Source organism: Actinomadura chibensis NBRC 106107, from assembly GCF_001552135.1.
Taxonomy (GTDB): Bacteria; Actinomycetota; Actinomycetes; order Streptosporangiales; family Streptosporangiaceae; genus Spirillospora; species Spirillospora chibensis.
In genome coordinates, this window is record NZ_BCQP01000001.1 from 154,269 (window position 1) to 174,799 (window position 20,531).

The window sequence follows — 20,531 nt, forward strand, 5'->3', positions numbered from 1 at the left end:
GTCGTGAAACTGGATCGTAACAACGGAATCACTTGTATTGGACGGAAGCCTCTGTAAGGGTCGGGCCAACAGGACACAACGGGCGACGGAGCCCAGGAGGGACCTGAGGATGAGCGGCGAGCGGCTGCGTAACTTTATCGGCGGCGAGTACGTCGACGCCAAGGACGGCCGGACGATGGAGGTGGTCGACCCCAGCACCGGCGAGGCGTACGCGGAGGCCCCCGCGTCCGGCCCCGGTGACGTCGACGCCGCCTTCCGCGCGGCCGCCGAGGCGTTCCCCGCCTGGCGGGACGCGACGCCGGGCGAGCGGAGCCTCGCGATGCTGCGGTTCGCCGACGCCGTCGAGAGACGGGCCGGGGACCTCGTCGCCGCGGAGAGCCGCGACACGGGCAAGCCGCTCCAGCTGACCATGGACGAGGAAGTGCCTCCCATGGTGGACAACCTCCGGTTCTTCGCGGGCGCGTCGCGCGTCCTGGAAGGAAAGGCGACCGCCGAGTACATGGCGGACCACACGTCCTCCATCAGGCGGGAGCCGATCGGGGTGTGCGCCCAGGTGACGCCCTGGAACTACCCCATGATGATGGCGGTCTGGAAGATCGGGCCCGCGCTGGCGACGGGCAACACGGTCGTCCTGAAGCCGTCCGAGACGACCCCGGCGAGCACGCTGCTGCTGGCGGAGATCGCGGCCGAGTTCCTGCCGCCCGGCGTGTTCAACGTCATCTGCGGCGACCGGGACGCGGGACGCGCCCTGGTGGAGCACCCGACGCCGCAGATGGTGTCCATCACCGGGAGCGTCCGGGCGGGGATGGAGGTCGCCGCGTCGGCGGCCAAGGACCTCAAGCGGGTGCACCTGGAGCTCGGCGGCAAGGCGCCGGTCGTCGTGTTCGACGACGCGGACGTCGCGTCCGCCGCCGCGGGCATCGCCGAGGCCGGATACTTCAACGCGGGCCAGGACTGCACGGCCGCCACGCGCGTCCTCGTCGCCGACCGGCTGCACGACGACTTCACCGAAGCGCTCACCGAGGCCGCCAAGGGGACGAGGGTCGGCCCGCCCAGCGACACGGACGCCTACTACGGCCCGGTCAACAACGCCAACCAGCTCGACCGCGTCCAGGGGTTCATCGACCGCGTCCCCGGGCACGCGCGCGTCCTCGCCGGAGGCGAGCGGGTCGGCGACCGCGGCTACTTCTTCGCGCCGACCGTCGTGGGCGGACTCCGCCAGGACGACGAGATGATCCAGGACGAGGTGTTCGGCCCGGTCATCACCGTCCAGAGCTTCACGGACGAGGCCCAGGCCGTCGAGTGGGCGAACGGCGTCAAGTACGGCCTTGCCGCCAGTGTCTGGACGCAGAACCACGGCCGCGCCATGCGCATGACCAAGGCCCTGGACTTCGGCGCGGTGTGGGTCAACACCCACATCCCGCTGGTGTCGGAGATGCCGCACGGCGGCTTCAAGCACTCCGGCTACGGCAAGGACATGTCGATGTACGGAATCGAGGACTACACCCGCGTCAAGCACGTCATGCACTACATCGGCGGCTGATCCGCCTCCTGACGCCCGACCATCCGGCCGTCCGGCCCGGCCTGGCCAGGCCGGACGGTCCGGTGGATCCGGTGGATCCGGTAGGGCGGTTTCTTGTCGGTCGGGGGCGTGGTGCAACTAGTTCGTGAAGGAAGCCCGGTCATGACCGAGACCCAGACCGCCACGGCGCGCGACGACCCGGGTCGCGCCGTTCCCGCCATCCAGCTCACCGGGGTCGAGAAGGCGTACCACGCCCACGGCGAGACCGTGCCCGCCGTCCGCGGCGTCGACCTGGAGATCGCGCAGGGGGAGTTCTTCTCCCTGCTCGGCCCGTCCGGGTGCGGCAAGACGACGACCATGCGCGTGGTCGCCGGGTTCGAGGAGCCGACGGCGGGCGAGGTCCGGCTGCACGGCAAGGACGTCACGGGCGTCCCGCCGAACCGGCGCGACGTGAACATGGTGTTCCAGTCGTACGCGCTGTTCCCGCACATGAGCGTCTTCGAGAACGTCGCGTTCGGGCTGCGGCGGCGCGGCGTCGCGAAGGCGGAGGTCGCGCGGCGGGTCGGGGAGATGCTCGACATCGTCGACCTCGCGGGCCGGGAGCGGCGCCGTCCCGCCGAGCTGTCCGGCGGCCAGCAGCAGCGGGTCGCGCTCGCCCGGGCGCTCGTGAACCGGCCGAGCGCCCTGCTGCTGGACGAGCCGCTCGGCGCCCTCGACCTGAAGCTCCGGCAGGCGATGCAGGTCGAGCTGAAGCGGATCCAGCGGGAGGTCGGCGTCACGTTCGTGTATGTGACGCACGACCAGGGCGAGGCGCTGACGATGTCCGACCGGATCGCGGTCATGAACGACGGGCTGATCGAGCAGCTCGGCACGCCGCGCGAGATCTACGAGCGCCCGGCCACCCGGTTCGTCGCCGGGTTCATCGGGACGTCCAACCTGCTCGGCGGGGACGTCGCCAAGACCGGCGCGGGCACCGCCGTGCTCGCCCACGGTCCGGACGGGCGGATCGAGGTCCCCGTGCGGGACGGCATGACGGTCGCGGCGGGGGAGCGGCTGGAGCTGACCGTCCGTCCGGAGAAGATCGGGCTCGGGGCGGACCGGCCGGCGGACGGCCTGTGCCGCGTCCGGGGGACCGTCACCGAGGTCGCCTACCTCGGGACGTCCACGAACTACAACGTCACCACGTCGGCGGGCGCCGACGTCGTCGTGTTCCTGCAGAACGCCGCGTCCGCCGACGACATCGCCGCGCGCGGCGACGCCGTCTGGCTGTCGTGGGACCCCCGGCACTCGTACGCCATAGGAGCCCCCAGTGAGCGGTAACCCACGGGACGTCCCCCCACCGGCCGGGCCGGGCGAGGGCGAGCGGAACCCCTACGCCGACCCCGCGTTCCTGCGCGGCCTCACGCGCCCGCGCTCAAGCGCGCGCGCCGCCTCCGCGCGCATCGCCTCCGCGCCCGCCGCGTCAAGTGCGCGCGCCGCGTCCAGTGCGCGCGCCGCCTTCAGCGCACACGCGGTGGCTGATGCACGCGCTGCGGCCATCGCGCGCGGAGCGTCGCGGCGGGACGTGTTGCGGATGATGGGGGCCGCCGGAGCCGGGCTCGCGCTCGCCGCGTGCGGTGTGCAGGGGCAGGGCGGCAAGGAGAAGGTCAGCCAGAGCGACGTCCAGGAGTACTGGGCGGGCAAGGCGAGGAGCGGCCGCCTGAGCTGGGCGAACTGGCCCGGCTACATGCAGGACGACCACGCGACCATCAAGGCGTTCGAGAAGGAGACGGGCATCCAGGTGACCTACAAGGAGGTCATCCAGGAGATGGGCCCGTGGTTCGGGAAGATCCAGGCGCCGCTCGCCGCCGGGCAGTCCATCGGCTTCGACCTCATGGTGATGACGAACGGGATCCAGTTGGAGCAGTGCCGCCAGCTCGGCTACCTGGCGCCGCTCGACCACGCCCGGCTGAAGAACTTCGCGGCGAACGCGGGCGCGGCGTTCAAGAACCCGTCGTACGACCCGGGCAACGCCTTCACGATCCCGTACGAGTCGGGCGTCACCGGGATCGCCTACAACACCAAGTACGTCAAGGAGGAGATCACCGGCATCGCCCAGCTCTTCGACCCCAAGTACAAGGGCCGGGTCGGGATGATGGCCGATTCGCAGGAACTCGGCAACTTCGGGATGTTCGCGCTCGGCGTCGACCCGGAGAAGTCGACCAGGTCCGACTGGGAGAAGGCCGCCGCCAAGCTCCGCGAGCAGCGCGACGACGGAATCGTCCGGAAGTACTACAGCCAGGACTACGTCGACGCCGTCAGCAAGGGCGACGTGTGGCTGACCATGGCGTGGTCCGGCGACGTGTACAGCCTGACGAGCCCGGACGTGAAGTTCGTCGTGCCGCGCGAGGGCGGCACCATCTGGACCGACAACCTGTGCATCCCGAAGACCGCCGCCAACCCGGTGGACGCGCTCGCCCTCATGGACTGGCTGTACGTCCCGCAGAACAACGTCCCGCTGACCGAGTTCATCAACTACATGCCGCCGATCCCCGCCACGCAGCAGATCATCGCGCAGAAGGCGGAGCAGGCGCGCGGGGACGACAAGAAGGACCTGACCCGGCTCAGCACCAGCCCGCTGATCTTCCCGACGCAGGCGGACCTGGCGCGGCTGCGGCACTACCGGCGGCTCACCCAGGCGGAGGAGACCGAGTACCAGAAGATCTTCGAGCCGATCGCCAAGGGCTCGTGATGGCGCGGGCACGCGGCCGCCGCGCGTCGGAACGTTCCGGCGGAGCGGCGGGGCGGGCGCGGCTGACGCCGTACCTCATGGTGCTGCCGTCCGGGCTGTGGCTCGCGGTGTTCTTCCTCGTCCCGATGCTGCTCATGGTCTCGCTGTCGCTGCAGACCGGGAACCTGATCGACGGGTTCCGGCAGACGCTCCACTGGCGGAACTACACCGACGGCCTGGACGTGTACGGCGACAAGTTCGTCCGGTCCCTCTGGTACGGGCTGCTGGCGACACTCGCGTGCATCGTCCTGTCCTACCCGGCCGCGTACTGGATCGCGTTCCGGGGCGGACGCCACAAACCCACGTACCTGTTCCTGCTCCTCCTCCCGTACTTCGTGTCGTTCATCCTGCGGACCGTGTCGTGGAAGCTCGTCCTGACCGACAACGGGCCGATCCTCGGTCCGCTGCGCGACCACGGCGTGCTGCCGGACGGCTTCCACGTCCTCGACACGGGCGTCGCGGTCGTGTCCGGGCTCGCCTACAACTTCCTGCCGTTCATGGTGCTGCCGATCTACGTCGCGCTGGAGCGGATCGACCCGCGCGTGGTGGAGGCGGCCTACGACCTGTACGCGAGCCGCGTCCAGGTGTTCCGGCGCGTGGTCCTGCCGCTGTCGCTGCCCGGCGTGTTCGCCGGAGTGATCATGACGTTCGTGCCGGTGTCGGCGGACTACGTCAACGCGGAGGTGCTCGGCGGCCCCCGGAACACGATGATCGGCAACGTGATCCAGTCGGAGTACTTCGACAACAGCGCGTACCCGACGGCGTCGGCGCTGTCGTTCACGCTGATGGCGATCCTGCTCGTCGGGATCTTCGCGTACGCGCGCACGCTCGGCACGCAGGACGTCCTGGAGGCGGCGAGGCGATGACGACGACCCCCACCGAGACGCGACCGGCCCTCCGCACGAAGCGCCGCCGCCGGATCTCCGTCCTGCACGTCTACACCCTCCTGCTGGTCGCCTGGCTGATCCTGCCCATCGCGGTCATGATCCTCTTCGGGTTCAACGACACGCACAGCAAGCAGAACTTCCGCTGGGAGGGCTTCACGCTCAAGTGGTACGCCCACCTGTTCGACAAGGGCGACCTGACCGCAGCCGTCGTCAACTCGCTGACGATCGCGCTGCTCAGCACGCTGATCACGACCGTGCTCGGGACGTTCGCGGGCATCGCGCTCGGCCGCTACCGGTTCCGCGGCAAGGGCGCGACGAACCTCGTCCTGTTCATGGCGATCTCCTGCCCGGAGATCGTGATGGGCGCGTCGCTGCTGTCCATGTTCGTCACGTTCAACCTGCCGCGCGGATACCTGACGATCCTCGTCGCGCACGTGATGTTCTCCATCGCGTTCGTGGCGGTGACCGTGCGCGCACGCGTGGTCGGGCTCGACCCCGCCGTGGAGGAGGCGGCGCAGGATCTCGGCGCCGGTCCGTGGACGCGGTTCCGGCTCGTCACGCTGCCGATGATCAGGCCGGGGGTGGTCGCGGGGGCGCTGCTCGCGTTCGTGCTGTCGATCGACGACTTCGTCATCACGAACTTCACCAGCGGCACGACCGTGACGTTCCCGCTGTGGATCTACGGCTCCACCCGGACCGGGACCCCGCCGCAGGTCAACGTCATGGGCACGCTGATCTTCCTCGCGGGCGTGCTGGTCGCCGTCGTCTCGGCCCGGCGCGGCCTGCGCGCGTCCCGCTGACGCCGTGAACGCAAAGCACGCTGTGAACGCCAGGTACGCCATGCACGCCATGCACGCCAGGACGCCGTGAACGCGAGGTACGCGATGGACGCCGCCGAGAAGGCGCTCGCCGACGCCGAGCCGGTCCCGTTCTGGTTGCGGGACGCGGCCCGTCCGCCCGCCGGTCCGGCGCTGACCGGCGCGCTGAAGGCCGACCTCGCCGTGGTCGGCGGAGGCTACAGCGGCCTGTGGACGGCCCTGCGCGCCAAGGAGCGCGACCCGTCCCTGGACGTCGCCGTGCTGGAGGCCGGGCGGATCGGCGCCGCCGCGTCCGGGCGCAACGGCGGGTTCTGCGCCGCCAGCCTCACCCACGGCCTCGAGAACGGCCTCGCGCGCTGGCCGGACGACATGCACGCCCTCGAACGCCTCGGCTGGGACAACCTCCGCGCCATCGCCGCGACCCTCGACCGGTACGGCGTCGACGCCGAGTGGGAGCCGACCGGCGAGATGAGCGTGGCGACCGAGGAGTGGCAGGTCCCGGCGCTGGCGGAGGCGGCGGAGAAGGCGTTCGAGTACGGCTGGGAGCCCGTCCTGCTGGGACCGGACGCCGTCCGCGCCGAGGTCGCCTCGCCCACCTACCTCGCCGGGCTGTGGGACCGGGACGCCGTCGCGATGGTGCACCCCGCCAAGCTCGCGTGGGGCCTCGCCGACGCGTGCCGTTCGCTCGGCGTCCGCGTCTACGAGGACACCCGCGTCACGGGCCTGCGCTCCGACGCCCGCGCGCTCCACCTGACCACCGCGACCCGGAAAGGCGGGGGCGGGACGGTCTCCGCGCGCCGGGTCGCGGTCGGCACGGGGGCGTTCCCGCCGCTGCTGAAACGCGTGCGCCATTTCGTCGTCCCCGTGTACGACTACGCGCTCGTCACCGAGCCGCTCACCGCCGACCAGCGGGAATCCATCGGCTGGCGGCACCGGCAAGGTGTCGGCGACAGCGCCAACCAGTTCCATTACTACCGGCTCACCGCCGACGACCGGATTCTGTGGGGCGGCTACGACGCCGTGTACCACTACGGGAATGGAATGCGTCCCGAACTGGAGAACCGCCCCGCCACGTTCGCGACGCTCGCCGCGCATTTCCTCGCCACGTTCCCGCAGCTCGAAGGCGTGAGGTTCAGCCACAAGTGGGGCGGCGTCGTCGACACGTGCAGCCGTTTCTGCGCGTTCTTCGGAACGGCCCACGACCGCAGGCTCGCCTACGCGGCGGGCTACACCGGGCTCGGCGTCGGCGCGACCCGCTTCGGCGCGGACGTCATGCTCGACCTGCTCGGCGTCGGCCTCGCCCCCGGCGAGCGGACGGAGCGGACGCGGCTCGCGATGGTGCGCGGCAGGCCCGTCCCGTTCCCGCCGGAGCCGCTCCGCTACGGCGTCATCGAGCTGACCCGCCGCGCGATCGCCCGCGCCGACCGCGACGCCGGACGCCGCGGCCGCTGGCTCCGCCTCCTCGACCGCCTCGGCGCCGGATTCGACTCGTAACTCCGTCCCGGGCGCCGGAAGTGAGGGCGAGGCAATGGGTTGATCACTGCACCGGCAGGGCCGTGTCGGCTACCGTTGAACCACCCGGATCATGACGAGGACGCCGCCGTGAACCTGCAGGACATGATGGTGCAGCACGACAGCTCGTCGCGCACCGTCGACAAGTACCTGATGTCCTACGAGGGACGTGTCATCGCCGTCCGCCGCCACCCCGCCGTCCTGCTGCTGCCCGTCGGGATCGTCGTCGCCGGGCTCGTCGCCTGCGCCGCGGTCAGCGCGGTCAGCGGCGTGATCTGGATCTGGTGGGCGTGGCTCGTCGCCATCGCCTACCTGGTCTGGAAGGTCATCGCCTGGTCGGTGGAGTTCTTCCTGGTCACCGAGCACCGCGTCATGGTGGTCATGGGGGTGCTCAACCGGACGGTGGCGATGATGCCCGTCGCGAAAGTGACGGATATCGCGTTGAACCGCTCCGTCGGCGGCCGGATTCTCGGGTACGGGGAATTCGTGATGGAATCCGCCGGGCAGAAGCAGGCGCTCCGCAACGTCGGCTTCATGCCGTACCCGGAGCAGCTCTACCTTGAGGTCTCCTCGGTCATCTTCGGCACGATCGACGAGTCCCCCGACTAGATGGACGCGGACGGCAACGGCGGCCGCCCCGCCAGGCAGAGCGGGGCGCGCGGGCCGGAGGGCGAGTTCGCGCCCGACGTGACGGGACGCCCCGTGTGGCGGCTCCTGCTGCGCGGCCTCGGCGTGTACCTGCCGGGCTGGGAGATGCCCGCGGGCGCGCTCCGCGTCCGGGAGGGGACGCCGTCCCCGGGCTTCGGCCCGCCCGCCTACCTGAACGGCGACGCGGGGTTCGGCGTCCAGATCCCGGACCGCCGCAAGGGCCTGGAGCCCGACCGGGAGATCTACGTGCGGGGCCGGGAGAACCCGAGCTTCGGCATCGTCGTCGCGGGCCCCGCCGCCGCGATCGGGAGCCGCGTCGTCGACGCGGGCACGCTGATGCGGTTCGCGCGGCGGCTGACGTTCGAGGAGCTGTTCGACCCCGGCGACCCCGACTCGGTCCCGTACGCGGTGCGCGGGGCGCGGGCGGTGGAGAACGCGGTGTTCCTCGACCGCGCCGCCGGGATCGGGCTGTGCGCCGAGATCGACCCGGTCACCCGCGCGCTGACGTGCCCGCTGTACGTGCGGATCGGGAGCCCGTCGGTGCGGACGGTGCGCGCCTACGGGGCGGTCGCCCAACCGGTGAGGTCCCACAGCTGATGCGACGGGAGCCGCCGCAGCCGGACGGTCGCGGCGGCCGGGTCCCAGAACACCTCGTCGTTCTCCAGCTCCAGTGACTGCGCGGCGGTCAGCACGGCGCACAGCAGCTCGTCCCGCGTCCGGACGGCCATCAGCGGCCCGATCTGCGCGACCGCGCCCGAGCATTCGGACAGCGTCCGCAGCAGCGCCTTCAGCGCGGCCTCGTCCTCCGGCGGCCGGGGCGGCTCGACGCCCGCCGGGACGCCCGGCTCCACCCGCGCCAGCCCGCGCCGCGCGTCGCCGCCCGCGCTCCCGTTGTGCGGCAGGTCCGCGCCGGTCGAGATGAGCAGGGCGCTGAACGCGCCCGCGAGGTCGTCGGCGGCCTGCCCGCCGAGGAAGTAGCGGCGGCGCTCCGGCGCGCCCGGCGCCGACCCGTTCGGGCCCTCCGCCGTGCGGAACCGGACGTTCAGCCGGCTCGCCCGCACGCACCGCTCGTACATCTCGCCGAGGATGTCGTCGAGCTGCTCGTCGCGCGTCCACAGCCGCCCGGTCGCGGTGACCGACTCGCCGTCCGGGCGGGGGCGGCCGGTCAGCGCGGCGGTGACGGTGTCGTCAAGCTCGCCCTCGGTGTACTGGAGGAGTTCGGCGACGACGTCCTCGACGTCCTCCAGGGTGCGGGTCAGGGTGCGCTGGAGCTCCAGGATCTCGGCGCCGCCGCGTTCCAGTTCGGCGAGCCGGTCGAGCGCGGTGTCGACCTTGCCCTCGACCTCGTCCGAGCCCGCGCGGGTGACGGCCCGCACCGACGTCTCCACCTCGGTGAGCTTGCGGCGCAGCGCGGCGAGCGTGATCCGCTGCTGCTCCAGGTCGCGGAGCCGCCCGGCCTGCGTGCGCAGGAAGTCGTCGGCCTGGTGGACGAGGCCCGCGAGCTCCTCCACCTGACCGGTGTTCTGCCGGAGCCTCGTGTCGAGCGCGGGGAGGACGTCCTGCTTCACCCGTCCGAGTTCGGCGGTGAGCTGTTCCCCGACCGTGACAAGGACGTTGTTCTGCTTCGTGACCTGCTCGTTCAGCGCGTCGATCCGCCGCGTGAAGGCGTTCGCCTGATCCCGGCTCTGCTTTCCCGCGTAGAGTTCGAGCGCCCCGACGACGACGCACATCACCACCAGGATGACCGTCGTCATGGCACTCCTCGGACGTGACGGTGGTTACCGGAACGGGTTTTGAACGCGACCATAACTTACGATCACGCGCGCCGACCGGCACTTACGTAACCGACTGATCTCAGTGACCGGCCGGTGGCACCGGCCCTTCCCGCGCCATTCCGTGACCGCCATTGTGCGGGGGGTGATCGCCGTTCACACGCATCCCTCGAATTGCGGGACGGTGGTTGTGAACGCCAACCCGACGGGCGCGAACCATTTGCGGAGCAGACGCTGCGCCGTACCGTCCTGGTACATCTGCGTGATGGCCTTGTTGACGGCCTCGCAGCCGTCCACGTCGCCGCGCCGGACGCCGACGCCGTACGGCTCGTCGGTGAACGGCGCGTTGACGATCCTCAGTTTCGGCCCGCTTCCGGACGCCTTCGCGGCGAGCCCGGCGAGGATGAGGTCGTCGGTCGACACCGCGTCCAGCCGTCCGGACGTCAGGGCGTCGAGGCAGCCGGTGTAGCCGTCCGCCTCGACGGGCAGCGCGGCGACGCCGAGCTCGTCGTGGACGCGCGGGAACGACACCGACCCCGGTACCCGGCAGAGCCGCCGCCCGCGCAGGTCGTGGACGTCGCGGATCGTCCGGGCGTCGGACTCGCGGACGAGCACGTCCTGGTGCGCGACGTAGTACGGCCCCGCGAACGCGACCTTCACCTTGCGCTCGGGCGTCACGGAGTAGCTCGCGACGACGAGGTCCACGTCCCCGTTCTGGATCATCGACTCGCGGGTCGCGGACGTGACCCGCTTGAATGTCACGTTCCCGCCGGGCACGCCGAGCCGCCGCGCGATGTCCTTCCCGACGTCGATGTCGAAGCCCTGGTAGGAGCCGTCGGCGATGCGCTCGCCGAGGCCCGGCTGGTCGGCGTTGACGCCGATGACGAGCCGGTCCCGGCCCTTCACGGAGTTCTCGTCGGCGTCGGCGATCCCGCACGCCGTCCCTCCGGCGAGCAGCGCCGCCGCGAGGGCGCCCGCCGCCGGCCGCCGCCCCGCCGCCGGCCGCCGCCTCACTTCGACCACCGGTACTCCGCGAGCCGGGGACGGACCCCGACGAACACCAGCGCGGCGATGACGACGCCCGCGATGGGCAGGACGGCGTACCAGCCGCTCGTCCCGTCGTCGCCGTCCTTCACGGCCTCGTCGAACGACCTCTGGTGGACGCGCGCCAGCGCCTGCAGCGACCGGTCGTACTCGGTGAAGTCGGCGGCGGACGCGGCCCGCCCGGCGACGGCCTGCTCGCGCTGGCCGCCGTGCACGAGCGCCCTCATCCGGCTGTCGTTCGCCTGCACCTTCTGGTAGTCCTTCAGCGCCTTGCCCAGCGCGTCGGCGAGCTGCGCCCGCCGCTCGTCGGACTCGGTGGGACGGTTGGCCTCGGTGCCGAGGAAGCCCAGGAACTTCGCGCGTCCCGGCTCGAACGACAGGTCGCTCTGCACGGCCTGGTTGTACTCGGTCAGGTTCCCCGCCTTCAGGTACAGGACGGTCTGCGACTTGCTCAGGTAGACCTGCTCGTAGGCGTCCGCGCGTCCCGGGTCGAGCAGGAAGCGGGTCTCGTCGGCGGCGGCGCTGTTGCTGATGGCGCGCGTCCGCGACAGCGCCAGGATCGAGTCGAAGCCCTCCTCCTTGGCCTTGCGGAGGTGGCCCGCCTGCCCGGTGAGCATCGCCGCGCCCGCCGCGAGCAGCGCGAGCGTGCCGAGCGTCGCGAGCGCCAGCGGCACGTTCAGGAGCCTGCGGAAGCGCCGGGCCAGGTAGAGCTGGAAGCCGAGCAGGACGGCGAGCAGCGCCACCCCGGTGACCATGATCCAGGTGCGGCCCGCGAGGACGGCCGAGCGCTTGTCCTCGTAGGTGTGCCGGACGAGCGTCCCGTTGTCGAGCGTCAGGTTGTACGCCTTCGGCAGCACGTCCAGCTTCATCAGGTCGGTCGCCTGCCGGTACAGCTCGATGACCTTGTCGGACGGCGGCCCGGACGCGTGCTGCGACTGCTCGTCGAGCAGCAGCGCCCGCCCGGCGATGTACTCGTAGCGGCCGAGGGCGTCCAGGACGTCGCGGGCGGTGTTGTCCTCGGTCGTCTCGTCGGCGAGCTTCGCCGCCTTGAGCAGCGCGGCGCCCGCCTTCTGCCGGTTCTCGTCGTAGCGGGCGAGGGCCTGCGCGCGCCCGCCGCCCGCCGCGCCGCCGATCAGCAGGGCGTTGGCGAGCTGCGCGTCCATGTCGGTGAGCTGGAAGTACAGGTCGCCGGTCGCGACGACCTGCGGGCCCGCGTCGTGCCCGATCACCCGGACGCCCTCGCGCGCGTTCGCGATCGCCCACCACGACACCGCGAGCATCGCGACGAGCAGCACGGCCGCGAGCGCCGTCAGCGCCCGGACGCGGCCCGCGACGGTGTGCGGCACGAGCCGCGCGACGCCGGTCGGCGGCGGCTCGGGCGTCCGCCAGGGCCGCGCCGCGCCGCGCCGCCGCGCGGCCGGCCGCCCGGGGGCGGGAGCGGGAGCGGGCTGCCCCGCCGGGGGAGCGTGCTGCACAGCCGTCATGTCGCCCTGCCTATCTGGGGGGCCTCGTGTCGGACGAGAGTGATGGTGGTCCAGGCGCCGACGTGGATCCGGTCGCCGTCGGAGACCGGGACCTCCACGTTGGTGGGGATGGGCTCGGTCGACCCGTTCACGCAGGTCCCGTTCGTGGAGCCGGGGTCGACGAGCGACCACGTCCCGTCCGGCCGCGCCAGCAGGACGGCGTGGACGTGCGAGATGCCGGGGTCCTCGGGGGGGTCGCGCAGGTCGATCTCGGGCGGGGTCGGCTGCGCCGAGCCGCGCCGCCCGATCCGGACCTGCGGCCCGGCGAGCGGGATCCGCCGCTCCGGCGCGTACGGCGGGAACGCGAGGGACGCCGAGTCGGGGCCCTCCTCCGCCATGACCGCGTCGAAGTAGTCGCGGTCGGCGCGCACGACCGCCGTCCACACGGTCGCCGTGCCCGTCGCCGTGCCTGTCGCCGTGCCCGTCGCGGGGGCGGGCGGCGGGGCCGGGACGGGAGGCGGCTCCGGTGTCGGGGGCCGCGGGTCGGACGGCCCCCGGTCGGGCGGCCCGCCCGGCCGCGCCGGGGGAGTGGGCAGGACGGTCTGGGCGGTCGAGCCCGCCGGTGCCGTGCGCGGCGTGGGCACGCCGCCGCCGGTCGCGAAGTCGTAGCCGCACGCCTCGCAGAACCGGTCGGAGCCGGGCGTCCCGCAGTCGGGGCAGGGCGTCCCGGCCGCCGGGGCGCCGGGCACGGGCCGCGCGCCGGTCTGGCCCGCGCCCCCTCCGGACGGGGTGGAGGGGGCGGAGGAGGCGATGCGCTCGCCGCAGACGTCGCAGAAGTCCGTCGCCTGCGAGGCGTGTCCGCTGGGGCAGTGCGGCATGCTCAGCCCTCGTCCGGACGGCCGCCCGCGGGGTCGCCTCTGCGCGTCCCCAGGGAGTCGGTTCCTCGTCTGGTCGTCACCGTCTCGTCCTTGCGCGGCGGGACGGTCTCGTCCCGCCGGGTGCGGACGGTCTTGCTGGAACGGGTGTCGAGCTCCATCTCGTGGGCCTTGTCGACGTTGCGCTTCAGCCGGACGGTGCCGGTCGCGGTGTCGACCACGTCCACGACCCGGCGGAGCATCGAGGTGATCTCCTCGTTGCCCGCCTCGTCGGCGAGGACGACGGCCCGGCCGAGCCGCGCGGTCGCGGTGTCGACGTCGCCGTCCTTGCGCGCCTGGAGGCCCTCCTGGATGGCGGCGGCGAGCTCGGCCTGCCCGGTGTAGTGCGCGACCCGCGCGTTGATCCGGGTGGAGGCGGCCTCGTCGTCCGTCCACTGGGCCAGGACGTTGCCGGTGGCGAGGACCTGCGCCTCCTCACCGGGCGCGCCGGGGACGACGAGCTTCACCCACGCCGCGCGCAGCTCCTTGCCGACCTCGCCCGGCGGGACCTCCACGCTGATGTGGTAGTCGCGGGACTCGGCGCCCCACGCGCCGAGCGGGTAGTCCCCGGCCTGCGGCGCCGACTCGACGCGCCGCCCGGTCAGGTCCTCCACGGTCGGCATGACCTGCTTGACGAACTTCAGCCGCGCCGTCTGCGGCGTCCACACGCGCAGCGCGACGTCGGCGACGGACTTGCCCATCGCCGCCTCCGTCATCGCCTGGAAGTCGGCGACGAGCCCGGCCGGGTCGGCGACGATGTCCACGCTGCCGAGCAGCGCCGACGCGACCTTGCGCAGCTCCGCGACCTCCCAGTCGGTGCCGACGCCGCGGCAGTCGCACACGAACCGGCCGTTGCAGCGGAACAGGACGGCGTCGAGCTCCTCGGCCGTCTCATGCTGGTTCTTGCCGTCGGTCAGCAGGATCGCGTGCCGGATCCCGCCCTGGACGTCGCCGAAGATCTGGTCGGCGAGCCGCAGCCACGACCCGATCGCCGTGCCGCCGGACGCCTTCAGCCTGCTCAGCGCGGCCTTGGCCTGCTCCCTGGTCTGCGGGTTCGCCGCGACCAGCCCCGGCTGCGCGGGGAACACCATCGACGCGGTGTTGGACCCGGAGATCACCGCGAACTCGACGCCGTCGCGCAGCGTGTCGATCGCGACCTTCGCCGCCGAGATCGCGGCGGTCAGCTTCGTGTTCGGATAGGACATCGAGCCCGAGGTGTCGATGATGATGACCTCGGACGCCCGGGTGGAGGCGGGGGCGACCGCCCCGCCGGACGCCTCGACGGACACGATGGCGTGCACCTCGCGGCCGCCCTCGGGCAGGAACTTGTTCTGGTCGATCGTGACGGTGAACTGCGGCTGCTCGCTCATCGGGGCTGCTCCGTGCTCTGCGGGATGCTCGGGTGGACGCGGCTCTGCGGGACGGCGGGCGGCGGCAGCGGGATCACGGCGACCGTGATGTTGTCCCGGCCGCCCGCGTCCAGGGCGTGGCGGACCAGCGTCCGCGCGACGGCGAGGGGGTCGGCCGCCGGGTCGTGCCCCGGATCGGGCGCGCCCGCGGCCGCCTCCGCCCCGCCGGGACCGTCGGGACCGGCGGCCAGCAGCGCGGCGATGTCGCCCGCCGCCGGGAAGTAGTTCCACAGGCCGTCGCTGCACACCAGCAGGGTCCCCGGACGGGACGGCCGGAACGTCGCCACGTGCGGGTTGACCTGCCCGGCGTCCGCGCCCATCCAGGCGGTGATGACGTGCGCGTTCGGATGCGCCTCCGCCTCCGCCTCGGTCAGCGAGCCCTGCGCCACCATGAACGCGGCCCAGGAGTCGTCGTCGGTGAGGCGGCGGGACGGGCCGAGCTCGGCCATGTCGCCGGTGCTCACCTCCGCCGCGTCCAGCGCCGACCCCTCGGCGGCGGGGTCGTCCACGCTGCCGTCGGCGGCGAGCCAGTAGGCGCGGCTGTCGCCCACCCACCCGACGGTGACCGCCGGGCCGCGCGTCACCGCGGACACGTACGTGCACGACGGCGCCTCGGCCGGGGACGTGGACAGCGCCGCGACGGCCGCGGCGGCGGCGAGCGCGGCGGCGCGGGTGGCCTCCTCCGGGTCGTCCCCGGCGTCGAGGCGCGCGACGAGCTCGGCCGCGCCGGTGTCGGCGGCGGTGCGGGACGCGTCGTCCGGGCGCTGCGACGACCCGACCCCGTCGGACACCACGGCGGCGATCCCGGCGGAGTGCGCGGCGATGGCGATCGCGTCCTCGTTGCGGCTGTAGCGGCGGCCGCGGTCGCTCGCGCCCGCCGCGACCACGGGGCGCGTCCCGTTCCCGCCGGGCGCCGGGAGCTCGATCTCGACGTGGTCGCGCTCGGCGGGCTGGCGCAGGCCGCACGCCTCGCAGTAGCCGTCCGCGTCGATCGTCGCGGCGCCGCAGCCCGCGCAGGGCCGCCCGGACGCCCGTCGGCGCGCGGACGGCGTGCTCTGCACCACCGTCGCGTCGACGCGGTCGGGCGCCGGAGGCTCCGCCCCCGGGGCGGGCGCGGCGGGGGCGGCGGGCGGTGACTCGGCGAGCCGGTGCCCGCACTCCTCGCAGAAGATCTCGTCGGCGAACACGATCTCGCCGCAGGACGGGCAGGTCAGCTCCGCGGCCTTCGCGCCGCCCGGGTCGCCGGTCACAGCAGCGTCCTCGGGCGGACGGCGTTCGCGGAGTCGACGAGGCGGCGGGCCTCGTCCCGGTCGCGGGTGCGCCGGGCCAGCTCGCGGTACGTCGACTCCAGCAGGCGGCGCAGCGGGGTCTCGGCGAGCGGGGCGCCGAGCAGGGCGCCGCCGCGCACCCCGTCCGCCGCCGCGCGCGACGCGCCGTCCCCCGCGTGCACGAGCCAGTCGAGCGCGGCCTCCAGCACCTCGGCGGCCAGCCGGTCGCGGCGGTCGGCGTCCAGGTCGAGCGCGCCGAGCCGGGCGCCCGCGGCGACCAGCTCGGCCGCCGTGAGGGTGCCGGGATCGCGGCCCCTGACCGCCGTCGCGACGGCCGCGACCTGCGCGGGCACGTACCGGATCGAGATCTTCGGCACCGAGTCGAGCGCGGCGACGGCCGCGCCCTGGTCGCCCGCCGCGAGGTGCACCCGGGCGAGCCCGAACGCGGCGTTGATGTAGCTCTGGTCGGTGCGCCACACCGTCTCGTACAGCCGGACGGCGTCGTGCGGGGCCGTCCGCTCACGGCAGTAGGCGAGGGCCAGCTTCGGCGCGGCCTCGCCCGGCAGCAGCCCGTACAGCCGGTCGAAGCGCGGCTCGGCCTCGGCCGTCCGGCCCTGGGCGAGCAGGCCGACCGCGCGGTACCAGTCGATCCGCCAGTCGCCGGGGCGCTCGGTCGCGAGCTCGTCGAGCAGCGCGTCCGCCTCCCCGGCGGCGCCCAGCTCGATCTTGGCGCGGGCGAGCGCGAACCTGACCTCGGCCGTGCGGTCGGGGGCGCGCTGCGCCGCCTCGGCGGCCTGCGCGGGCTCCAGCGCGCCGAGCCCGGAGACGAACGCGGCGGCGGGGTCGGCGCCGTCCACCAGCGGGACGGGCAGCGCCGCCGCGGCGACCGGCGGCGGGAAGGGCGGCAGCGCCGACTCGGCGGTCTCGGGCTCGCCGCCCGCCGTCCGGGTCGCGAACCGCTCCGGGCCGAACAGCACGGACGGGGCCGGGCGCGGCGTGCCGTCCTCGGCGGCGAGCACCTCCCGCAGGACGCCGGTGAGCTGCTCGGACATCTCGGCGGCGTCCTGGAACCGCGCCGCCGGGTCCTCGTGCGTCGCGCGGCGCAGGAACCGGTCGAACGACTCGAACCGCCGCAGGACGGGGATCTCGGAGCGGGGCGGGAGCGCGTGCGCGTAGGTCCGGGTGAAGCCGCGGAAGGGGAAGCTCAGCACGGCCAGCGCCCGCCCGACCGTGTACAGGTCGGACGACACCGAGGGGCCGTCGTCGGCGATCTCCGGCGCCTGGTAGCCGACCGTGCCGTAGATGGCGCCGTCCGGGTCGTCCAGCCGCCGGACGCCGCCGAGGTCGATCAGCCGGAGCTGCTCCTCGGACTGGATCACGTTGTCCGGCTTGAAGTCGCAGTAGACGAGCCCCTGCGCGTGCAGGTAGTCGAACGCGCGCAGCACTTCGAGCCCGTAGGCGATGGCCTGCGCGAGCGGGAGGTGCTTCTCGCCCTGCGGCTGCGGCTGCTGGAGCAGGATGTCCTTCAGCGACTGGCCGCCCACGTACTCCATGACGATGTAGCCGTCGCCGTCGTGCTGGACGAAGTTGTAGATCTTGACGATGTTCGGGTGCTCGACCTCCGCGAGGAACGCCCGCTCCGCCGCCGCGGCGGCCATCGCGTCGGCGTCGCCGCTGTCCAGCAGGCCCTTCAGCACCACCCACCGGTCGCTGACGTTGTGGTCCTTGGCGAGGTAGATCCAGCCGAGGCCGCCGTGGGCGAGGCAGCCGAGCACGCCGTACTGCCCGCCGACCATGTCGCCGGGGCGGAGCTTCGGGGTGAACGAGAACTTCGTGCCGCACTTCGGGCAGAAGCCGTCGGTGCGACCCGGGCGCCCGGCGCGCCCCCGGCCGACCGGCTCGTCGCAGTTGCTGCAGAACCGCTTGCCCTCCGCGACCTGCGGGTCGCTCATCACGGCGGTGGACGGGTCGCGGTACGGCACGCGCGGCACCTCGACCAGGCCCGCGCCGAGCAGCCCGCGGCGGCCGGACGAGCGCGACGACCCGGTGCGCGAACTGCCCGTCCGCGTGCTGCCGGACGTCCCGCGGCTCCCGGTCGAGCCGCGGCTCCCGGATCCGCCCGCCCGGGACGTGAGGGACGTGTGCGCGGGCGGCGAGCCGCAGACGTCGCAGTAGCCGTCCATGATCGTGCCGGTGCAGCCCGCCATGCGGCACGCGTCGTCCGGGACGGTCACCGGCGGACGCGGCGCCGGGACGCTCGCCACCGGCGGAGCCGCTGGCCGAGCCGCTGGCGGAGCCGCCTGCGGGGGCGGCGCGGCCGCCGGGGGGTTGCCGCACACGTCGCAGTAGCCGTCCACGATCGTGCCGGTGCAGCCGGGCTGCGCGCACGCCCCCGGCCGGGGACCCGGCCGGGGCTGTGGGCTGGGTGAGGCGGCCACGCCGCATAGGACGCAATATCCGCCTTCGACGGTTCCGCCGCAGCCCGGCTCGGCGCACTGGCTCATCGTTCCGCTCCCTTCGCCCGCGCGTTGATGGCCTGCTGGTACCCCGACAGCGTCACGGTCGCCTTGCGGAGATCGCAGGGGGAGGTCCACAACAGCTCGCGGGCCTGCTCGTAGATCCGGGCGAGCTCGGCGTCCTCGGCGTGGCCGAGGCGCGCCGCCTTCACCCGGTAGGACTCCAGCCGGCCGCGCAGCTCCTCGCGCCGGTCCAGCAGTCCGCGGATCACGCCGGCCGTCTCGCGGGCGCGCTCCAGCGCGTCCCGCGCGGCGCGCTCCAGGTCGGCGACCCGGACCGCGAGGTCGTTCCAGCCGCCGCCCCGGGCCGGACGGCTCACCGCCGCGAGCCGGTCGGCCAGCGCGGCGGACAGGCCGGGCGGGTCCGGCAGCACCGGGGAGGCGATCTTGGCGAGCACCTCGTCGCGGGCGCGGCGGGCGTCGGCCTCCGCCGCGCGCAGCTCCGCGAGGACGGCGGCGACGCCGCGGAGCCGGTCGGCGAACCCGTCGCGCAGCCGCTCCGCCTCCGCGAGGCCGCGGCGCACCTCGGCGAGCCCGGCGCGGACCGCGTCCAGCCGGGCGGTGTCGGCGCGGCCGTCGCGGGCCAGCGCCATCGGGTCGTTGCGGACGACCGCGGCGACCGAGTCGAGCTCGGCGCGCAGCCGGTCGAGCTCGGGCTCGGCGCCGCCGAGGGACTCCAGCAGCTCGTCCGCCGCCCGGCGCTCGGCCTCCACCTCGGCGAGCCGCGACAGCAGCGCCGACCAGACCGCGTCGAGCGCCGCGACCGACCGCGCGACCTCCTCGTACATCGGCGTCATCCGCTCGACCGCCGACCGCAGCGTCAGCCGCTCCCCGCCCGGGACGGACAGCAGCGTCCGCCGCTCCAGCGGCACCTCCTCGGCGGGCAGCTCGACCGAGGGGCCCGCCAGCATCCAGGTCAGCTCGGCGAGCTGCGCCTGGCCCGGCCTGGCCTGGCGGGCGCGCAGCTCCTCGGCGTCGCGGAGCACCCGCCCGTACACGTCGAACAGGCTCCACAGGGACGTCATCCCGGCGCGCACCTCCGACTGCACGCGCCGCGTCGCGCCCTCCAGCACCGCGCCCTCCAGCAACTGGTAGCCGTGGTGGGCCTCCAGTTCGAGCAGCGCGCCGCTGATGCGCTCCCTCTCGTCGCGGAGCCGCGCCAGCGTCCGGTCCGCCTCGTCTCGGCTCATCGGGGGCCGGCCCAGCCGCGCGTCACTCAACGCCGGTCCACGGTCGGCCCATGTTCGCCCCCGATTCCCCCAAATAGAGCACGTTTTGGTGCCCAAGTTTTCACCATCCGCGGTCGGCTTCTCAAGCCGAGGGGCGATCACCGTCGCGGGCGGGTCCGGCGACTCGATTCGGGCGCGTCCGAGGGCTTCGGAATGTCAGTGCTCGAACGTATGATCGAACCATGGCGAACGTTGCGACGCACCCCCAGACCGCGACCCCCGCGCCGACCGCGCCGACCCCGCTCACCGCCGCGGAGATCGCCGCCCTCGCGCTGTCGCTCGCGCACCTCGGCGCCGGCCCCCAGGCCGCCACCGCGCGCCGGGCCCTGCACACCCTCCTCGACGCCGCCCCGCACGACGACGTGGTCACCACCACGCTCGCCACCCTCACCACGCCCCTCGACACCGCCACCTCCGACCGCGCCCGGGTGATCGCCGCCGCGATCACCGAGCACCGCGTCGTCCGGCTCTGCTACGGCGACGCCGGCGCCAACGTCACGATCCGGGAGGTCGAACCGGTCACCTGCCTCGTCCACCGCGACCACTGGTACCTCGTCGGCTGGTGCCGCATGCGGCGCGGCGTCCGCGCCTTCCGCTTCGACCGCATCCTCGCCGTCGAATCCACCGGCCTCTTCGCCCGCCCCCGCAGGGCGGAGCGGTATCTCCCATTCCAGAAGCGTTATTAGCCCAGGGGGGCGACCCCCTGGAACCCCCGTTGGTCGCGAGGGGCCGTTTCCCGTTCCGCGTTCGCGGCCCGGG

Annotated in this window: 17 protein-coding genes; 9 read left to right on the forward strand and 8 right to left on the reverse strand. The window is 73.6% G+C overall.

The window, feature by feature from the left end; translation table 11 throughout:
* Positions 1-109 precede the first annotated feature (109 nt).
* The 8 genes from ACH01S_RS00770 to ACH01S_RS00805 all read left to right on the forward strand — a co-directional run bounded on the left by ACH01S_RS00770 (position 110) and on the right by ACH01S_RS00805 (position 8,754).
* Positions 110-1,543, forward strand: coding sequence for a gamma-aminobutyraldehyde dehydrogenase (locus ACH01S_RS00770; RefSeq protein ID WP_067884002.1), 1,434 nt, complete (start codon positions 110-112; stop codon positions 1,541-1,543).
* 141 nt (positions 1,544-1,684) lie between these two features.
* Entirely contained in the window at positions 1,685-2,842 is a 1,158-nt protein-coding gene (locus tag ACH01S_RS00775) for an ABC transporter ATP-binding protein (RefSeq protein WP_067884003.1), read from the forward strand.
* Entirely contained in the window at positions 2,832-4,253 is a 1,422-nt protein-coding gene (locus tag ACH01S_RS00780; protein ID WP_306303225.1) for a polyamine ABC transporter substrate-binding protein, read from the forward strand. The genes ACH01S_RS00775 and ACH01S_RS00780 overlap by 11 nt, the downstream gene beginning before the upstream one ends.
* Positions 4,253-5,158: an ABC transporter permease gene (locus tag ACH01S_RS00785; RefSeq protein WP_083980096.1), complete on the forward strand. Its 906-nt coding sequence runs from the start codon at positions 4,253-4,255 to the stop codon at positions 5,156-5,158. The genes ACH01S_RS00780 and ACH01S_RS00785 overlap by 1 nt, the downstream gene beginning before the upstream one ends.
* Positions 5,155-5,979 (forward strand): ABC transporter permease, encoded by an 825-nt coding sequence (locus ACH01S_RS00790; protein WP_067884005.1) that lies wholly within the window; start codon positions 5,155-5,157, stop codon positions 5,977-5,979. Before ACH01S_RS00785 ends, ACH01S_RS00790 begins: the two co-directional genes overlap by 4 nt.
* An 84-nt stretch (positions 5,980-6,063) precedes the next feature.
* Positions 6,064-7,491 (forward strand): NAD(P)/FAD-dependent oxidoreductase, encoded by a 1,428-nt coding sequence (locus ACH01S_RS00795; RefSeq protein ID WP_067884006.1) that lies wholly within the window; start codon positions 6,064-6,066, stop codon positions 7,489-7,491.
* A gap of 108 nt (positions 7,492-7,599) precedes the next feature.
* Positions 7,600-8,118 carry a PH domain-containing protein gene (locus tag ACH01S_RS00800; protein ID WP_306303226.1) on the forward strand — a complete coding sequence of 173 codons (519 nt, stop codon included), beginning with the start codon at positions 7,600-7,602 and terminating at the stop codon, positions 8,116-8,118.
* Positions 8,119-8,754, forward strand: coding sequence for a hypothetical protein (locus tag ACH01S_RS00805; RefSeq protein ID WP_067884007.1), 636 nt, complete (start codon positions 8,119-8,121; stop codon positions 8,752-8,754). It abuts the gene before it with no gap.
* Here the strand turns inward: ACH01S_RS00805 and ACH01S_RS00810 are convergent.
* From ACH01S_RS00810 to ACH01S_RS00845, 8 genes are all read right to left on the reverse strand, one after another.
* Positions 8,715-9,911, reverse strand: a complete 1,197-nt coding sequence (locus ACH01S_RS00810; protein ID WP_067884009.1) for a hypothetical protein — start codon at positions 9,909-9,911, stop codon at positions 8,715-8,717. The two genes, ACH01S_RS00805 and ACH01S_RS00810, sit on opposite strands and share 40 nt — an antisense overlap.
* A 174-nt stretch (positions 9,912-10,085) precedes the next feature.
* On the reverse strand, positions 10,086-10,952 hold the full coding sequence (locus ACH01S_RS00815; RefSeq protein WP_246236887.1) for a glutamate ABC transporter substrate-binding protein: 867 nt from the start codon (positions 10,950-10,952) through the stop codon (positions 10,086-10,088).
* Positions 10,940-12,457 (reverse strand): GlnX family signal transduction membrane protein, encoded by a 1,518-nt coding sequence (locus ACH01S_RS00820; RefSeq protein WP_246236889.1) that lies wholly within the window; start codon positions 12,455-12,457, stop codon positions 10,940-10,942. Before ACH01S_RS00820 ends, ACH01S_RS00815 begins: the two co-directional genes overlap by 13 nt.
* On the reverse strand, positions 12,454-13,314 hold the full coding sequence (locus tag ACH01S_RS00825) for an FHA domain-containing protein (protein ID WP_067884010.1): 861 nt from the start codon (positions 13,312-13,314) through the stop codon (positions 12,454-12,456). Before ACH01S_RS00825 ends, ACH01S_RS00820 begins: the two co-directional genes overlap by 4 nt.
* Before the next feature lie 2 nt (positions 13,315-13,316).
* On the reverse strand, positions 13,317-14,720 hold the full coding sequence (locus ACH01S_RS00830; protein WP_083980100.1) for a vWA domain-containing protein: 1,404 nt from the start codon (positions 14,718-14,720) through the stop codon (positions 13,317-13,319).
* Complete coding sequence (locus ACH01S_RS00835) at positions 14,717-16,009, reverse strand: PP2C family protein-serine/threonine phosphatase (protein WP_067884011.1); 1,293 nt, start codon at positions 16,007-16,009, stop codon at positions 14,717-14,719. Before ACH01S_RS00835 ends, ACH01S_RS00830 begins: the two co-directional genes overlap by 4 nt.
* Positions 16,006-18,042 carry a serine/threonine-protein kinase gene (locus ACH01S_RS00840; RefSeq protein WP_425458341.1) on the reverse strand — a complete coding sequence of 679 codons (2,037 nt, stop codon included), beginning with the start codon at positions 18,040-18,042 and terminating at the stop codon, positions 16,006-16,008. Before ACH01S_RS00840 ends, ACH01S_RS00835 begins: the two co-directional genes overlap by 4 nt.
* 485 nt (positions 18,043-18,527) lie before the next feature.
* Entirely contained in the window at positions 18,528-19,733 is a 1,206-nt protein-coding gene (locus ACH01S_RS00845) for a coiled-coil domain-containing protein (protein WP_067884013.1), read from the reverse strand.
* 221 nt (positions 19,734-19,954) lie between these two features.
* Here ACH01S_RS00845 and ACH01S_RS00850 point away from each other — a divergent pair, with 221 nt between their 5' ends.
* Positions 19,955-20,458: a helix-turn-helix transcriptional regulator gene (locus tag ACH01S_RS00850; protein WP_067884024.1), complete on the forward strand. Its 504-nt coding sequence runs from the start codon at positions 19,955-19,957 to the stop codon at positions 20,456-20,458.
* The last annotated feature ends 73 nt before the right edge of the window (positions 20,459-20,531 follow it).

Excerpts from the sequence above, each read along its gene's own strand:
- ACH01S_RS00770 (WP_067884002.1), top strand. The coding sequence starts at position 110 with ATGAGCGGCGAGCGGCTGCGTAACTTTATCGGCGGCGAGTACGTCGAC.
- ACH01S_RS00775 (WP_067884003.1), top strand. The coding sequence starts at position 1,685 with ATGACCGAGACCCAGACCGCCACGGCGCGCGACGACCCGGGTCGCGCC.
- ACH01S_RS00785 (WP_083980096.1), top strand. The coding sequence starts at position 4,253 with ATGGCGCGGGCACGCGGCCGCCGCGCGTCGGAACGTTCCGGCGGAGCG.
- ACH01S_RS00790 (WP_067884005.1), top strand. The coding sequence starts at position 5,155 with ATGACGACGACCCCCACCGAGACGCGACCGGCCCTCCGCACGAAGCGC.
- ACH01S_RS00795 (WP_067884006.1), top strand. The coding sequence starts at position 6,064 with ATGGACGCCGCCGAGAAGGCGCTCGCCGACGCCGAGCCGGTCCCGTTC.
- ACH01S_RS00805 (WP_067884007.1), top strand. The coding sequence starts at position 8,119 with ATGGACGCGGACGGCAACGGCGGCCGCCCCGCCAGGCAGAGCGGGGCG.
- ACH01S_RS00810 (WP_067884009.1), bottom strand. The coding sequence starts at position 9,911 with ATGACGACGGTCATCCTGGTGGTGATGTGCGTCGTCGTCGGGGCGCTC.
- ACH01S_RS00820 (WP_246236889.1), bottom strand. The coding sequence starts at position 12,457 with ATGACGGCTGTGCAGCACGCTCCCCCGGCGGGGCAGCCCGCTCCCGCT.
- ACH01S_RS00825 (WP_067884010.1), bottom strand. The coding sequence starts at position 13,314 with ATGCCGCACTGCCCCAGCGGACACGCCTCGCAGGCGACGGACTTCTGC.
- ACH01S_RS00830 (WP_083980100.1), bottom strand. The coding sequence starts at position 14,720 with ATGAGCGAGCAGCCGCAGTTCACCGTCACGATCGACCAGAACAAGTTC.
- ACH01S_RS00845 (WP_067884013.1), bottom strand. The coding sequence starts at position 19,733 with ATGAGCCGAGACGAGGCGGACCGGACGCTGGCGCGGCTCCGCGACGAG.
- ACH01S_RS00850 (WP_067884024.1), top strand. The coding sequence starts at position 19,955 with ATGGCGAACGTTGCGACGCACCCCCAGACCGCGACCCCCGCGCCGACC.